This is a genomic window from Pseudomonas cucumis, assembly GCF_030687935.1.
Lineage (GTDB): Bacteria > Pseudomonadota > Gammaproteobacteria > Pseudomonadales > Pseudomonadaceae > Aquipseudomonas > Aquipseudomonas cucumis.
Window position 1 is genome coordinate 5,914,748 of record NZ_CP117454.1, and the last position, 15,751, is coordinate 5,930,498.

General features: G+C 59.6%; 15 protein-coding genes. 7 read left to right on the plus strand and 8 right to left on the minus strand.

Annotated elements, in window-relative coordinates; genetic code table 11:
* Positions 1-31 precede the first annotated feature (31 nt).
* Positions 32-637, plus strand: coding sequence for a 5-formyltetrahydrofolate cyclo-ligase (locus tag PSH97_RS26925; RefSeq protein ID WP_305447349.1), 606 nt, complete (start codon positions 32-34; stop codon positions 635-637).
* 34 nt (positions 638-671) lie between these two features.
* On the opposite strand, the gene PSH97_RS26930 is transcribed toward PSH97_RS26925, so the two are convergent.
* Positions 672-821: a hypothetical protein gene (locus PSH97_RS26930; RefSeq protein ID WP_305447350.1), complete on the minus strand. Its 150-nt coding sequence runs from the start codon at positions 819-821 to the stop codon at positions 672-674.
* Positions 822-1,021: 200 nt separating this feature from the next.
* Here PSH97_RS26930 and PSH97_RS26935 point away from each other — a divergent pair, with 200 nt between their 5' ends.
* The 4 genes from PSH97_RS26935 to PSH97_RS26950 all read left to right on the plus strand — a co-directional run bounded on the left by PSH97_RS26935 (position 1,022) and on the right by PSH97_RS26950 (position 6,404).
* On the plus strand, positions 1,022-1,471 hold the full coding sequence (locus PSH97_RS26935; protein ID WP_305447351.1) for an EVE domain-containing protein: 450 nt from the start codon (positions 1,022-1,024) through the stop codon (positions 1,469-1,471).
* Positions 1,472-1,600: 129 nt separating this feature from the next.
* Positions 1,601-2,566 carry an HlyD family secretion protein gene (locus PSH97_RS26940; RefSeq protein ID WP_305447352.1) on the plus strand — a complete coding sequence of 322 codons (966 nt, stop codon included), beginning with the start codon at positions 1,601-1,603 and terminating at the stop codon, positions 2,564-2,566.
* Entirely contained in the window at positions 2,563-5,286 is a 2,724-nt protein-coding gene (gene rbbA / locus PSH97_RS26945) for a ribosome-associated ATPase/putative transporter RbbA (RefSeq protein WP_305447353.1), read from the plus strand. The genes PSH97_RS26940 and rbbA overlap by 4 nt, the downstream gene beginning before the upstream one ends.
* The gene (locus PSH97_RS26950) at positions 5,286-6,404 is read left to right on the plus strand and encodes an ABC transporter permease (protein WP_305447354.1); all 1,119 of its coding nucleotides are present in this window, start codon (positions 5,286-5,288) and stop codon (positions 6,402-6,404) included. The genes rbbA and PSH97_RS26950 overlap by 1 nt, the downstream gene beginning before the upstream one ends.
* Before the next feature lie 61 nt (positions 6,405-6,465).
* Here the strand turns inward: PSH97_RS26950 and PSH97_RS26955 are convergent, their stop codons facing one another.
* Positions 6,466-6,873: a flagellar basal body-associated protein FliL gene (locus PSH97_RS26955; RefSeq protein ID WP_305447355.1), complete on the minus strand. Its 408-nt coding sequence runs from the start codon at positions 6,871-6,873 to the stop codon at positions 6,466-6,468.
* Positions 6,874-7,023: 150 nt separating this feature from the next.
* Here PSH97_RS26955 and PSH97_RS26960 point away from each other — a divergent pair, with 150 nt between their 5' ends.
* Both PSH97_RS26960 and glpT read left to right on the plus strand, forming a co-directional pair.
* On the plus strand, positions 7,024-8,001 hold the full coding sequence (locus tag PSH97_RS26960) for an NADPH:quinone oxidoreductase family protein (RefSeq protein ID WP_052964554.1): 978 nt from the start codon (positions 7,024-7,026) through the stop codon (positions 7,999-8,001).
* Between the two features lie 220 nt (positions 8,002-8,221).
* Positions 8,222-9,571, plus strand: a complete 1,350-nt coding sequence (glpT, locus tag PSH97_RS26965; protein WP_305447356.1) for a glycerol-3-phosphate transporter — start codon at positions 8,222-8,224, stop codon at positions 9,569-9,571.
* Here the strand turns inward: glpT and PSH97_RS26970 are convergent.
* The 6 genes from PSH97_RS26970 to PSH97_RS26995 form a co-directional block, all read right to left on the minus strand.
* A complete protein-coding gene (locus PSH97_RS26970) occupies positions 9,547-10,215 on the minus strand; it encodes a gamma-glutamylcyclotransferase (RefSeq protein WP_305424597.1) in 669 nt (222 codons plus the stop codon). The two genes, glpT and PSH97_RS26970, sit on opposite strands and share 25 nt — an antisense overlap.
* Before the next feature lie 208 nt (positions 10,216-10,423).
* The gene (locus PSH97_RS26975) at positions 10,424-11,392 is read right to left on the minus strand and encodes a CDP-6-deoxy-delta-3,4-glucoseen reductase (protein ID WP_305447357.1); all 969 of its coding nucleotides are present in this window, start codon (positions 11,390-11,392) and stop codon (positions 10,424-10,426) included.
* On the minus strand, positions 11,392-12,858 hold the full coding sequence (gene ubiD, locus PSH97_RS26980) for a 4-hydroxy-3-polyprenylbenzoate decarboxylase (RefSeq protein WP_007899385.1): 1,467 nt from the start codon (positions 12,856-12,858) through the stop codon (positions 11,392-11,394). Before ubiD ends, PSH97_RS26975 begins: the two co-directional genes overlap by 1 nt.
* A gap of 142 nt (positions 12,859-13,000) precedes the next feature.
* Complete coding sequence (gene rho / locus PSH97_RS26985; RefSeq protein ID WP_007899384.1) at positions 13,001-14,260, minus strand: transcription termination factor Rho; 1,260 nt, start codon at positions 14,258-14,260, stop codon at positions 13,001-13,003.
* Between the two features lie 247 nt (positions 14,261-14,507).
* Positions 14,508-14,837 carry a thioredoxin TrxA gene (gene trxA, locus PSH97_RS26990; protein WP_003206727.1) on the minus strand — a complete coding sequence of 110 codons (330 nt, stop codon included), beginning with the start codon at positions 14,835-14,837 and terminating at the stop codon, positions 14,508-14,510.
* Between the two features lie 120 nt (positions 14,838-14,957).
* Positions 14,958-15,665, minus strand: a complete 708-nt coding sequence (locus tag PSH97_RS26995; protein ID WP_305447358.1) for a FadR/GntR family transcriptional regulator — start codon at positions 15,663-15,665, stop codon at positions 14,958-14,960.
* Positions 15,666-15,751 lie beyond the last annotated feature (86 nt).

Consider the following 15,751-nt stretch of genomic DNA (forward strand, 5'->3'; position numbering starts at 1 on the left):
TTTAGTACTCGCACTTCCGAAGCCTGAATCCATGACCGAACCTGCGCTGCTGCCCCGCCCGCAACTTCGACGCATGCTGCGCAAGGCCCGCCGCGCACTGACGCCCAGTCAGCAGCGCGAGGCCGCTCGCGGGCTGTATAAGCAATTGGCCCAGCACCCGCTGTTCCGCCGTGCAAAGCACATCTCCCTGTACCTGCCCACCGACGGTGAAATCGATCCACGCCTGCTGATGCGCGCCGCGCAACGTCGGGGCAAGGCGACGTATCTGCCGGTGCTCAGTGCCTGGCCACAAACCAAAATGGTGTTCCAGCGGGTTCGTCCCGGCGAAAAGCTCAAACCCAACCGTTTTCGCATCCCAGAACCACGGCACAACATCGCCCGACAACGCAAAGTCTGGGCGCTGGATCTGGTGTTGTTACCGCTGGTGGGGTTTGACGATGTCGGCGGGCGCTTGGGAATGGGCGGTGGTTTCTACGACCGAAGCCTGGCGTACCTGGCGCGCCGCAAAAACTGGCGCAAACCGACGCTGCTGGGCCTGGCCCATGAATGTCAGAAGGTTCAACGATTGGCTCAGGCGAGCTGGGATGTACCGCTGCAGGGAACGGTCACGGACAAGGCGTGGTATTTCGCGGGCTAGACGCCACTGATTTCAGCGGCGTCGAAAGACAGGTTCAGCGCTTGAAGGCCGACGGCTGTTGCTGCGCGATCTCGACGGGAGCATCGGATTTGTTGTTCCACAGGCTTTGGGCATAGCCGGTGGTCACGACACCAAGGCCGAACAAAATAACCAAAATCCATAGTAAATCCGGTTTGCGTTTCATCGATTGCCCCCCAAAGGCACATCAACACGATGACAGCAGCGGTTTCCGTTGTAGGTGTAGGCCGTGCAGCAGCGTCAAGCTTAGAAGGCCGGCATTTTGCGACAACGTGAACCGACACGCAAACGCTGGCGTCAACCGACTGTCGGTTTGTCATAAAATTGCCCGACCGCTCTCCCACTCACCTCGCAAGGAGCCAAACCATGGCCTATTGGCTGATGAAATCCGAGCCTGACGAACTCTCCATAAATGACTTGGAGAAGCTTGGCCGAGCGCGCTGGGACGGGGTTCGCAACTACCAGGCGCGCAATTTTTTAAGGGCCATGGCAGTGGGCGACGAATTTTTCTTCTATCACTCCAGTTGCCCTGAGCCTGGGATTGCCGGGATCGGAAAGATTGTCGAGGCAGCCTATCCGGACCCGACGGCACTGGAACCTGAGAGTCATTACTATGATCCGAAGGCCACTGCCGAGAAAAACGCCTGGAGCGCGATCGATGTCGCTCACATCGAAACGTTTTCCAAGGTGCTGAAGCTGGATTATCTGAAACAGCAAACGGCGCTGGCCGAAATGCCATTGGTGCAGAAAGGCTCGCGACTGTCGGTGATGCCGGTGACAGCCGAGCAATGGGCAGCGGTGCTTGATCTGCGCTAAATAATGCATAACCGCCGGACACTCTGGCTTACCTTGCCAACCGGTCAGGCTTGGCCCTCAGTTGACTAACATCAAGGTGCTCAAGCGCGTTCCTGTCAGACTGGAACGCTATAGACGCAGGATGCCGATATGTCGACGCACAGCCGTTCTTCGCTTTTCTTCGTTTTTTTACTGGGGACTGTGTTGCTGGCCGCCGGAGGGTTTGGTTATTGGCGGTCGACCGTTAACCGACTGCCCGAAGGGTTGTACGTCGGCAATGGTCGACTTGAAGCCACGGAAGTGCAAATCGCCAGCAAAACACCCGGTCGATTGGCTGAAGTGTTGGTGGAAGAAGGCGACAAGGTAACTCAGGGTCAACTGTTGGCCCGCATGGACACCCGTACCCTCGAAGCCCAGCGCAACCAGGCTGAAGCCGAAGTGATACGCGCCCGGGAAAATCTTGCCGCGGCCCAGGCCAATGTGAAACTGCGCCAGAGCGAGCAACTGCTTGCCCAGCAAGAGCTCAAGCGCTCCCAGGCGTTGTTCAATCGCGGTTTCGCCAGCGGCCAGATCATCGATCAACAACAGTCACGCTTCGACACCGCCAACGCGGCTGTTACTGCAGCCCGCGCTCAGGTGTCCGCCGTCGGCGCAGCCATTGGCGCGGCACAGGCGCAAGTGGCTCAGCTAAACAGCGAAATTGACGACAGCAGCTTGCGGGCCCCCATCGACGGGATAATTCAGCTTCGCATGGCCGAACCCGGAGAAGTGCTCGGCGCAGGTGGGCGAGTATTGCTGCTGATTGACCCGAACGACCAATACATGAACCTCTATCTTGCAGCATCCGTCGCCGGACGCCTGGCGGTCGGCGATGAAGCGCGGATCCTGCTGGACGCCCTGCCCGACCAGCCGCTGCCGGCAAAAATCAGTTTCGTGGCGGCCAAGTCGCAGTTCACGCCCAAAGAAGTCGAGACCCGCGACGAACGTCAGAAGCTGGTGTTTCGGGTCAAGCTACACTTGACCCACCCCAGCGCCGTGCCCCAGGCCAAACCGGGGATGCCCGGCAATGGCTACGTGCGCACCGCTCCCATTGACTGGCCGGCCAATCTTCAATGACCGGCCTGGCACTGCAAGCCACCCACCTTCAGCACCGCTATGGCGAACGGCATGCGCTGACCGACATCACGCTCAGCCTGCCCATCGGTACCCGGTGCGGGTTGATTGGCCCGGATGGCGCCGGTAAATCCAGTTTGCTGGGATTGATCGCTGGCGTGAAGACGCTGCAGGAAGGTCAATTGGAAGTGCTCGGTGGCTCGATCCAGGACCGGCGCCACCGCAACAGCCTCTACTCGCGCATCGCATTCATGCCTCAAGGTCTGGGCGGCAACCTGTACCCTGATCTGTCGATCCGCGAGAACATTCACTTCTTCGCCACACTGTTCGGGCTGTCCAGGGCTGAAAGCAATCAGCGCATGCACAGCCTGCTGCTCGCCACCGATCTACTGCGATTTGCCGAGCGCCCGGCCGGCAAGCTGTCGGGCGGAATGAAACAGAAGCTCGGCCTCTGTTGCGCACTGATCCATGAGCCTGATTTGTTGATCCTCGATGAGCCGACCACTGGCGTCGACCCCTTGTCCCGACGGCATTTCTGGGAGTTGATTGATGACGTTCGGCGCCAACGCCCGCAACTGACGCTACTGGTCGCCACCGCGTACATGGAAGAGGCCGAGCAGTTCGAGCATTGCCTGATGCTTGACGGCGGCAAGCTGATCGCCGCCGGCTTGAGCAGCGACCTGCGGGCGGTAACCCCCAGCGGCAAGCTCGATGAAGCCTTCACCCACTTTCAGGGCGACACCGGCCACGATAACCAACCACTGGTGATCCCTCCCCGAACCAACGCTACGGCCGATATCGCCATCCAGGCCCATGACCTGACCCTGCGTTTCGGCGACTTCACGGCGGTGGACAAGGTCAGCTTCGCCATCGGCCGTGGCGAGATCTTCGGGTTTCTGGGCTCCAACGGCTGTGGCAAAACCACCACCATGAAAGTGCTCACCGGGCTGATCCCGGCCAGCGAAGGCAGTGCCACGCTGCTGGGCAACCCGGTGAACGCCAAGGACCTGGCCACCCGCAAGCGCGTCGGCTTCATGTCTCAGAGTTTCTCGCTGTATGGCGAACTCAGCGTGCGGCAGAACCTGGACTTGCACGCACGCTTGTTCGATCTACCCCAGGCCGACAGTGCTCAGCGCATCGACGAACTGATCCAGCGCTTCAGCCTGGCCAACGTCGCCCATCAGCCCTCCGGTGCATTGCCGCTGGGTCTGCGTCAACGGTTATCCCTGGCGGTGGCGGTGCTGCATCGCCCGGAAGTGCTGATCCTCGACGAACCCACCTCCGGCGTCGACCCGGCGGCGCGGGACGATTTCTGGCGACTGCTGATCGAACTGTCCCGTGAACAGGACGTGACAATCTTCCTGTCCACCCATTTCATGAACGAAGCCCAGCGCTGCGACCGCATCTCATTGATGCACGCAGGCAAGGTACTGGCCTGCGACACCCCGGCAGCACTGCAACAGCAGTTCAACGGCCAGACACTTGAGGCCGCGTTCGTCACCTGTCTGGAGCAGGCCCAGAGTCCGGTCGCAACCGCGGCGCCACCAACGCCTATCGAAACGATGCTCGCACCCACCCCATCAATGAAAGACCGTCGCTTCAGCTTTGGGCGACTGCGGGCATTGGCGAACCGTGAAGCCAAGGAACTGCTGCGCGATAGAGTGCGCCTGGCCTTCGCTCTACTCGGGGCGATGCTCATGATGGTGATTTTCGGCTACGGCATTTCCCTGGACGTGGAGAAACTCGCTTTCGCGGTCTACGACCAGGACCAGACCCCGCAAAGCCGGGCTTATCTGGAGGCATTTCGCGGTTCCCGTTACTTCGAAGAGCAGCCCCCGATAGGCGATCCGGCGCAGTTGCATCGACGATTGCAGCGCTCGGAAATCAAACTGGCGCTGGAGATTCCCCCAGGATTCGGCCGGGATCTGTTCGCCGGTCGCCAACCCACGGTGGCGGCCTGGTTCGACGGCGGTATGCCGTTTCGCGCCGAAACCAGCCGCAATTATGTGGAAGCGGTACACCAGGCCAACCTGGAACAACTGGCGGATCAGTCCAGCCCCGCACCACCCCAGCAAGCGCCAGCCAAACTGGAAACCCGCTTCCGCTACAACCAGGACGTCGTCAGCGTCAACGCCATCGGCCCTGGAGTGATGGCGCTGATCCTGGCGTTCATCCCGGCCATGCTGACTGCGCTGGGCATCGTGCGGGAGAAGGAACTGGGCTCGATCACCAACTTCTACGCCACACCGCTGACCCGCCTGGAGTTCCTGTTAGGTAAACAGGTGCCGTATCTGGCCGTCAGTCTGATCAATCTCGCCGTGCTGACAGCCATGAACCGCTGGCTGTTCGGCGTACCCTTCAAGGGCAGCGCATTGACCCTGGCTTTCGGCGGGCTGCTCTACGTGCTGGCGACCACCAGCATGGGGATGTTGATTTCGGCGTTCACTCGAACCCAGATCGCCGCGATTCTCGGCACCATGATCATCACAAGTCTGCCGACGATCCAGTTCTCCGGTTTGATCGTGCCGCGATCGGCCCTCGATGGTGCGGCCGCGGTCATGGGTATGCTGTTTCCGGCAGGCTATTTTCTCGATATTGCTGTCGGCACCTTTACCAAGGCGCTGGATATCCGGCAGTTGTGGCCACAATGCCTGGCACTGTTCGGGTTCTTTCTCGGGTTCACCGGGCTCAGCCTGGCCATGCTGAAAAAGCAGGAGGTCTGATGCATAAGCTTGCGCACATCCTGCGTCTTGGCCTCAAGGAACTCACCAGCCTGCGACATGACAGTGTGTTGCTACTGTTCCTGCTCTACGCCTTTACAGTGGCGATCTACATGCCGGCCGCAGGCTCAGTGATTGGGGTGCACAACGCCAGTGTGGCCATGGTCGATGAAGATCACAGCCCCATGTCACGCCAGCTGGCCCAGGTTCTGCGGCCGCCGGAATTTCAACCGCCGGTGCCGCTGCCTTATGGCCAACTGGACGAGGTACTGGACAGCGGGCGGTACACCTTCGTGATCAATATTCCAGCCAATTTTCAGGCCGATCTGCTGGGCGGCCACCAGCCAGCGGTGCAGGTCAACGTTGACGCCACCGCCATGAGCCAGGCGTTCATGGGCGCAGGCTATATCGGGCGGATTTTCCAGCGCGAGCTGCTGACCTACAGTGGCCAGGGCGATGCGGCGAGCCAGACACCGGTGCTGCTGACGACACGAGCCCTGTTCAATACCAACCTGGAGGGTGGCTGGTTCCTGGCGGTGATTCAGATCGTCAACAACATCACGATCCTGGCCATCATCCTGACGGGCACAGCGCTACTGCGTGAACGCGAGCACGGCACCCTCGACCATTTGCTGGTACTGCCGCTGACGGCACTGGAAATCATGCTGGCGAAAGTCTGGAGCAACATGCTGGTGGTGGTGCTGTGCACCTGGGTATCGCTGGAAGTGATCGTCAAAGGCGCCCTTGGCGTGCCGCTGGCCGGCTCCATGAGCTTTTTCTTGTTGGTAACGGCGGTTTATCTGTTCGCCAGCACGGCGCTGGGAATTTTCCTCGCGACCCTCGCCCGCTCGACACCGCAGTTCGGCTTGTTGGCGATTCCGGTGATTATCCCGATGTTGCTGCTTTCCGGGGGCAGTACGCCCCTGGACAGCATGCCGCAATGGCTGCAATGGGTGATGCAGGGCTCGCCGTCGACACACTTCGTCAGCCTCAGCGCCGCGATACTGTTTCGCGACGCCGGCATCGGTGTCGTCTGGCCAGACTTGCTGGCATTAAGCGCCATCGGCCTGCTGTTCTTTACCATTGCGCTGATGCGGTTTCGCAAGAGCCTGGCTTCCTGAGGACCACGTCGCGCCCTTCGCGGGCAAGCCCGCAATGAGGCCCGCCCGGACAGCAAAAGGCTTATTGAATGATCAGGTTGTTGAACAACAGATCCTCAACCACCGGCTTGCCGGTTTCGTCGCTCATCACTTGCTGAGTCTGCTTCAAGGCTTCCTGACGCAGTTTTTCCTTGGCTTCGACGTTGTTCATGGCTTCGGTAGTCTGTTGCGCAAACAGCGCCACCAGCTGATTGCGGATCAATGGCTCATTGGCCTTCACCGCTTTGGTCGCCTCTTCGCCGGTCACCCGCAACGCCACATCGGCCTTGTAGACCTTGAGCTTCGGCGTACCGTCCAGCCCATAGTTGCCCACGAATGGCGGGCTCAGGGTGATGTAGTTGACCTTCGGGGCTTCACCTTCTTTGGCTTCTTCGGCCATCGCTGCCACAGGCAGAGACAGGGCCAGCAACAACATGATCCACGCTTTCACAATTCGCTCCTTATCCGGTTTGCGGCCAAGCATAACGACCCGCCGCTCAAGCACAAGCTTATGGCTGACTATCAGGGTCGGGCATGCTCGTTGACCCAATGACTCACACACCTACACTTATCGGCCATCACTCCCAAAGGAATAGCCCTGATGAAAGCCGTGCTGTGCAAAGCCTTCGGCCCTGCCGAATCGCTGGTGCTGGAAGACGTCGCCAGTCCTGTCGCGAAGAAGAATGAAATCCTGCTGGACGTGCACGCGGCTGGGGTGAATTTCCCGGACACGTTGATCATCGAGGGCAAATACCAGTTCAAACCGCCCTTCCCGTTTTCGCCGGGGGGCGAAGCGGCTGGCGTAGTCAGCGCGGTGGGTGAAAAGGTCAGCCACCTCAAGGTCGGTGACCGGGTCATGGCCCTGACGGGCTGGGGCAGCTTTGCTGAGCAGGTCGCGGTGCCGGGTTACAACGTGCTGCCGATCCCGTCATCGATGGACTTCAACACCGCCGCCGCCTTCAGCATGACTTATGGCACTTCGATGCACGCCCTCAAGCAACGGGGCAACCTGCAACCGGGTGAAACCTTGCTGGTACTCGGCGCTTCCGGCGGCGTCGGCCTCGCTGCCGTGGAAATCGGCAAAGCCATGGGCGCCCGGGTGATCGCCGCCGCCAGCAGTGCGGAAAAACTCGCCGTAGCCAAGGCTGCCGGCGCCGATGAACTGATCAACTACAGCGAAACCAGCCTCAAGGACGAGATCAAACGCCTGACCGACGGCCAGGGCGCCGACGTGATCTACGATCCGGTGGGTGGCGACCTGTTCGACCAGGCCATCCGCGCCATCGCCTGGAACGGCCGTCTATTGGTGGTTGGTTTCGCCAGTGGACGTATCCCCGAACTGCCGGTGAACCTGGCGCTGCTCAAAGGTGCTGCGGTGATCGGCGTGTTCTGGGGCTCTTTCGCCCAACGCCAGCCACAGGACAACGCGGCGAACTTCCAGCAACTGTTTGGCTGGTTTGCCGAGGGCAAGCTGAAGCCGTTGGTGTCGCAAGTGTATCCGCTGAGCAATGCGGCGCAGGCCATCAATGATCTTGGCCAGCGCAAGGCGGTCGGGAAAGTGGTGGTTCAGGTTCGCTGATTGTTTACCTGACCTGCTTGACCTGAACCGGGTCGCAGCCTTGCGATCCGGTTCTACTATCCCCATACCGCCCTGCTTTTATACCTGAGCGACATGTTCATAAAAGAACATGCGATCTCCAACATTTCCTCTGTTTGGCCGATGCGAACCGGTGCTATTTTCGGTAACGAAACTGTAACATTCGCATCCGCAGTCAAAACAAGAAATCTGGAGCTCTTGAATGTTTGCTTTCTTTCGTCCTGCCGCACATCAGGCTCCATTGCCTGAAGAAAAAATAGACAGCACCTACCGACGCCTTCGCTGGCAGATCTTCGCCGGGATTTTCATTGGCTATGCGGGTTACTACCTGCTGCGCAAGAACTTCTCCCTGGCCATGCCGTACCTGATCGACGAGGGTTACACCCGTGGTCAACTGGGCCTGGCAATGTCGGCGATTGCGATTTCCTACGGCCTGTCGAAGTTCCTCATGGGCCTGGTGTCCGACCGCTCCAACCCGCGCTACTTCCTGCCGTTTGGCCTGTTGGTGTCGGCCGGCGTGATGTTCGTTTTCGGCTTCGCGCCTTGGGCAACGTCCAGCGTGACCATGATGTTCATCCTGCTGTTCATCAATGGCTGGGCCCAAGGCATGGGCTGGCCGCCGAGTGGCCGAACCATGGTGCACTGGTGGTCGCAGAAGGAGCGCGGTGGCGTGGTGTCTGTGTGGAACGTGGCACATAACGTCGGCGGCGGCCTGATCGGCCCACTGTTCTTGCTCGGCATGGGTCTGTTCAACGACTGGCACGCCGCGTTTTACGTACCGGCAGCGGTGGCTCTGGCCGTGGCGGTGTTTGCCTTCATGACCATGCGCGACACGCCACAGTCGGTGGGCCTGCCGCCGATCGAGAAGTACAAGAACGACTACCCGGAAGGTTACGACGCTAGCCACGAAGAGGAATTCAGCGCCAAGGAAATCTTCGTCAAGTACGTGCTGCGCAACAAAATGCTCTGGTACATCGCCATGGCCAACGTCTTCGTCTACCTGCTGCGTTATGGCGTGCTGGACTGGGCACCGACCTACCTCAAGGAAGCCAAAGGCTTCACCGTGGATAAAACCTCGTGGGCGTATTTCTTCTACGAGTGGGCGGGGATCCCGGGCACGCTGCTGTGCGGCTGGATGTCGGACAAGATCTTCCGTGGCAACCGTGGCCTGACCGGCATGGTGTTCATGGCGTTGGTGACCGTGGCGACATTGGTTTACTGGCTTAACCCGGCCGGCAACCCGACCGTCGACATGATCGCGCTCGTCTCGATCGGCTTCCTGATCTACGGCCCGGTAATGCTGATCGGTCTGCAAGCGCTGGAACTGGCGCCGAAGAAAGCCGCCGGAACTGCAGCAGGCTTCACGGGGTTGTTCGGTTATCTGGGTGGTTCAGTCGCGGCCAGTGCAGCGATGGGCTACACCGTGGACCACTTCGGCTGGGACGGCGGTTTCGTCTTGCTGATCGGCGCATGCCTGCTGGCGATGGCCTTCCTTGCGCCAACGCTGTGGCACAAGCAAGTCGCCAGTCAAAGCCGCGAAGCGCTCGCCTGATCGGCCTTTGATTTGCAGCGCTTGAGCCGCGCCTCCAGATTCCGGTCTGGCATGGCGTGGCTACGCAGGGCGTGGGCGGTCTGCTCGACATACTCGCGAGTGGTGCCATAACGTCCGCAAGCGCTTTCGAACACCTGGCTCAGCACATGATCCGGCAAGTTGCCGGCATAGCTGGGCAGGTGCCGTTCCAATACAAATCCCAATGCCTGAACCTGGCTACCGTCTTCGAGACGGCAGTTGAGCCAGTGTGGGCGATAGGACGGAAATGGCATTTCACGCTGCCAGAGTGCATAAAGCGAAGCTTCGAGTTGTTCTTCGGGCAAGCGATAGGCAAACCCGCTGCATGAACCGCCGCGATCCAGGCCAAACACCAGCCCAGGCACTTCAGGTGTACCGCGATGTTCGTGGGACCACAGGTACAAACCGCGATGGTAGCCATGCACGCGACCGCGCACTCGCTCAACCGCCGCACATTCAGGGCGCCAGATCAGCGAACCATAAGCGAACAGCCAGACCGGCCCACCCTTGTGGCGCGCCATGGTCGACTGCATCGAGCTGAGCAATTGTTCGTGCGTAAGCTGCGGCCCCAGATCAAGCCGCGGAGGGTAAGCCAGATTCAAAAAAGCAGATTCAATGGCGCTCATGGCGAATAGCGTTCAGCTCCCCGCGGTTAAAGAATTACTTAATAGAACGCACCGTTTTAACAATAAGGCACATATGGTTTAAGGCAATTTAAGTGCCATGGCGGAGTTCTAAAACTTATGCCGGGACGAGATATAACCTACCGGCATTTATATGATTTTATAAATACCGATCGGCTATATATGGAGTTATAACGATTTAGATCGCGGATCAAGATCGGGGCGCGTAAGCGAAAACATCCGCGCGCATTTGATGGGCATCCATCCCTGCTTCGACCAACGCATCCAGCGTGCCATAGACCATCGCCGGAGAGCCGCTGGCGTAGACGTGCAGGGCTTTCAGATCAGGAAAATCTTCACACACCGCCTCATGCAACATGCCGCAGCGCCCTCCCCAGCCGCATTGATCGCTGACGACTTTATGCAGGAACAGATTGGGCAGTTTTTCCCATTCATCCCAATGCTCAATGTCATAAAAGTCTTCGGGACGACGCACGCCCCAATACAGATGCACCGGATGCTTGAAACCGGTGGCCCGGCAATGTTCGATCAGGCTGTGGATCTGGCCCATGCCAGTACCGGCAGCAATCAGTACCAGTGGACCGTCTGGCAGTTCCGCCAGATGGGTATCGCCGAACGGCATCTCAATGCGCACCATCGAGTTGCGCTGAAGCTGTTCGATCAGGCTCAGCGCACTGCTTTCGCGCGCCAGCACGTGAATTTCCAGATCGCGGCCGGAGTGCGGTGCAGAGGCCAGGGAGAAGGCGGATTTCTCGCCGTTCTCACGCTCGATCATCAGATACTGGCCGGCGTGATAGCGCGGCGGCTTGCCCGCAGGCGCACGCAGACGCACGCGCCAGGTATCGCCGCCGACGTCCCTGCATTCAATGACCTGACACGACACGCTGCGCACCGGCAATTCTCCCAGCGCGAGCACGCCATCCCACAGCACAATGCAGTCTTCCAGCGGCTCTGCAATGCAAGTGTAGAACTCGCCGTGGTCGCGCACATCGCCGGCCTGTTCGACCCGCCCTTCCACCAGCAACGCGCCGCACACATGGCAATTGCCGTTACGACAGCTTTGCGGGCATTCATAGCCCAGGCGCCGCGCGCCATCGAGAATCCGCTCGCCGGGCAGAATATCCAGCACTGCTCCGGAGGGCTGCAAGGTTACACGCATCAATCTATTCCTAACTGATTCCAGATGGCATCGATCCGTTGGGTAACGGCTTCATCCTTGACGATGACCCGGCCCCACTCGCGAGTGGTTTCGCCCGGCCATTTATGCGTGGCATCGAGTCCCATCTTCGAACCCAGGCCGGAGACCGGCGAGGCGAAGTCCAGGTAGTCGATCGGCGTGTTGTCGATCATCACCGTATCGCGCTTGGGGTCCATGCGCGTGGTGATGGCCCAGATCACGTCGTTCCAGTCCCGTGCGTTGATATCGTCGTCGGTGACGATAACGAACTTGGTGTACATGAACTGTCGCAAAAACGACCAGACACCGAGCATTACCCGCTTGGCATGGCCGGGATACGACTTCTTCATGGTCACAATGGCCATGCGGTACGAACAGCCTTCGGGCGGCAGGTAGAAGTCGGTGATCTCCGGAAACTGCTTTTGCAGGATCGGCACGAACACTTCGTTCAACGCCACACCGAGAATCGCCGGCTCATCCGGTGGACGGCCGGTGTAGGTGCTGTGGTAGATCGGTTTGATCCGGTGGGTGATGCGCTCGACGGTGAACACCGGGAAGCTGTCGACTTCGTTGTAGTAGCCGGTGTGGTCGCCATACGGGCCTTCGTCGGCCATTTCGCCCGGATGGATCACGCCTTCGAGGATGATCTCGGCGGTGGCCGGTACTTGCAGGTCATTGCCGCGGCACTTCACCAGCTCGGTGCGGTTACCCCGCAACAGACCGGCAAAAGCATATTCGGAGAGGCTGTCCGGCACCGGCGTCACGGCACCAAGAATGGTGGCCGGGTCAGCGCCCAGGGCCACTGAGACCGGGAACGGTTGGCCGGGGTGCTTCTCGCACCACTCACGGTAATCCAGCGCGCCGCCACGGTGGCTCAGCCAGCGCATGATCACCTTGTTGCGGCCGATCACTTGCTGACGGTAGATACCGAGGTTCTGGCGATCCTTGTTCGGACCTTTGGTGACGGTCAGGCCCCACGTGATCAGTGGACCGACGTCGCCCGGCCAGCAGGTCTGTACCGGCAACATCGCCAGATCGACATCGTCGCCCTCGATGACCACTTCCTGGCACACCGCGTCTTTGACGACTTTTGGCGCCATGGCAATGATCTTGCGGAAAATCGGCAGCTTGGACCAGGCGTCCTTCAGGCCCTTCGGTGGCTCGGGCTCCTTGAGGAACGCCAACAGCTTGCCGATTTCGCGCAACTCGCTGACAGCTTCTGCGCCCATCCCCAGCGCCACGCGCTCGGGAGTGCCGAACAGGTTGCCGAGTACTGGAATGTCATAACCGGTAGGGTTTTCGAAAAGCAACGCCGGGCCCTTGGCGCGCAACGTGCGATCGCAGACCTCGGTCATTTCGAGCACTGGGGACACTGGAACCTGGATGCGCTTGAGTTCGCCGCGCTTTTCCAGGCCGCTGATAAAGTCGCGCAAGTCGCGATACTGCATGCGTGAGCCTCGTGTTGGCCGTGGCGTTCGGGGCAGGCAGTTTAGCGCCGAACCCCTCTATTCAGAACCACGAACTGCCAGTTCATCAAAAATCAGATAGCAAAAAGCCGGGTTTCCCCGGCCTTTGCTGACTTTCTGCGATTTACTTGCGTTTCATCGACAGGAAGAACTCGTCGTTGGTCTTGGTCTGTTTCAGCTTGTCGACCAGGAACTCGATGGCAGAGACTTCGTCCATCGGGTGCAGCAGCTTGCGCAGGATCCACATACGCTGCAGTTCGTCGTCGGCCGTCAGCAACTCTTCGCGGCGAGTACCGGAACGGTTGATGTTGATAGCCGGGAACACACGCTTTTCGGCGATCTTGCGATCCAGAGGCAGTTCCATGTTGCCGGTGCCTTTGAATTCTTCGTAGATCACTTCGTCCATCTTCGAACCGGTTTCAACCAGCGCGGTAGCGATGATGGTCAGCGAGCCGCCTTCTTCGATGTTCCGTGCCGCGCCGAAGAAACGTTTCGGTTTCTCCAGGGCGTGGGCATCGACACCACCGGTCAGTACCTTGCCGGAGCTCGGGATCACGGTGTTGTAGGCACGCGCCAGACGGGTGATGGAGTCGAGCAGGATCACCACGTCCTTTTTGTGTTCGACCAGGCGCTTGGCCTTCTCGATCACCATTTCGGCAACCTGCACGTGGCGGGTTGGCGGCTCGTCGAACGTCGAGGCAACCACTTCGCCGCGCACGGTGCGCTGCATTTCGGTCACTTCTTCCGGGCGTTCGTCGATCAGCAATACGATCAGATGAACTTCAGGATTGTTACGAGCAATGTTTGCCGCGATGTTCTGCAGCATGATCGTTTTACCGGCTTTCGGCGGTGCAACGATCAGGCCGCGCTGGCCTTTGCCGATCGGGGCGCACAGGTCGATGACACGACCGGTCAAGTCTTCGGTGGAACCGTTGCCGGCTTCCATCTTCATGCGCACGGTCGGGAACAGCGGGGTCAGGTTCTCGAAGAGAATCTTGTTTTTCGCGTTCTCGGGACGATCGTAGTTGATCGTGTCGACCTTGAGCAGCGCGAAATAACGCTCGCCTTCCTTTGGAGGGCGGATCTTGCCAACGATGGTGTCACCGGTGCGCAAGTTGAAGCGGCGGATCTGGCTCGGCGAGACGTAGATATCGTCTGGGCCGGCGAGATAGGAAGCGTCAGCGGAGCGCAGGAAGCCGAAGCCGTCCTGGAGAATCTCCAGCACGCCATCACCGGAGATTTCCTCGCCGCTTTTAGCGTGCTTTTTGAGCAGGGAGAAAATCACGTCCTGCTTGCGCGAACGGGCCATATTTTCTATGCCCATCTGTTCGGCCAATTCGAGCAGTTCGGTAATCGGCTTTTGCTTGAGTTCAGTCAGATTCATATAGGAATGACGTAATCATTTATGGAGGGGGGAAATTAAGCTTTTGGCTTAATGAGGCCGCGCCGCAGAGAAGGCGACAGGATCGCGTACTTATTCGAAAAGGAGTGCGTCGGCGACGGCTAGCAGGGGGCAGTGGAGAAACCAGTGCGGGGCCGAATGTACCACCTGAGTTTCGGAGCGTCTAGCCCTCAATAACGAAAAGGCCCCGCATTATGCGGGGCCTTTTCATGACGCTTTATAACAACGCTTAGATGTTGGCGTCGAGGAAAGCAGCCAGTTGCGACTTCGACAGCGCGCCGACCTTGGTGGCTTCGACGTTGCCGTTCTTGAACAGCATCAGCGTCGGGATACCACGTACGCCGTGCTTGGCCGGGGTTTCCTGGTTTTCGTCGATGTTCAGCTTGGCAACGGTCAGCTTGCCTTTGTAGGTCTCAGCGATTTCGTCCAGAACAGGAGCGATCATTTTGCAAGGGCCGCACCACTCAGCCCAGTAGTCGACCAGTACAGCGCCTTCGGCCTTGAGTACGTCGGCCTCGAAGCTAGCGTCGCTAACGTGTTTGATAAGATCGCTGCTCATGGAAGTCTCCAGGTTGTAAGCAAAAAAACGTGGCCCATCATAGCTGCCCTTCCCTCGTTCAGGAAGGTGCAGATGATTGAGTCTCGCTATGGTGGCCCATGAGTTTGGGTATAGCTCAAGTCATGGGGTGGCGGGAGCGACGAAAGCGATTCCGGTACGCAGGGCGGCGTTGCGCACATGCTCCTGCATGGCCTTCTGCGCGGCGCCAGAGGCCCGACGAGCCAGCGCACGGAGGATTTTACGGTGTTCCTGCCAGGTTTCCATGGCCCGTTCGGCCCGGATGAACGGTAGCTTCTGGCTCTCCAGGAAGATGTCGGCGCTGGCCGTCAGAATGCTCAGCATCGCCTGATTGCCGCTGGCCAGGAGGATGCGCCGGTGAAACTCGAAATCCAGTCGTGCCGCTGCATCGAAGTCGGCGGCACGCAGTTCGTTGCGCATGGCGGCGACATTGTCTTCCAGGGCATCGAGCTCATCGGTGCTCAGGGTCACGGCCGCCAGCCCAGCGGCAAAACCTTCCAGCGCGTAGCGCAACTGAAAGATGTCCAGCGGTGATGCCTGAGCCGCGAACGGCCAGCCCGGCGCCGCATCGCCCCGGGGCAGATCAACCGGTGACTGCACGAACACGCCCTTGCCCGGCTGGATACTGATCACGCCCAGCGCACTCAGGGACGATAACGCCTCACGCAACGACGCCCGACTGACCCCCAACTGCACTGCCAGGTCCCGTTGCGAGGGCAAGGCATCCCCCGCCCCGAAACCTTGCTCGGAGATCAGTTTGCGGATGGCTTGCAGCGCCACTTCGGGTACGGCGCGAGAGATCGAATTCATGGTTTTTTCAGACGAGCCAGGCCAATGAGCGGCTAGTTGTAAAGCTATTCGCGACGTCCGGCAAGTCGTGCCCCATGGGGGTTCGG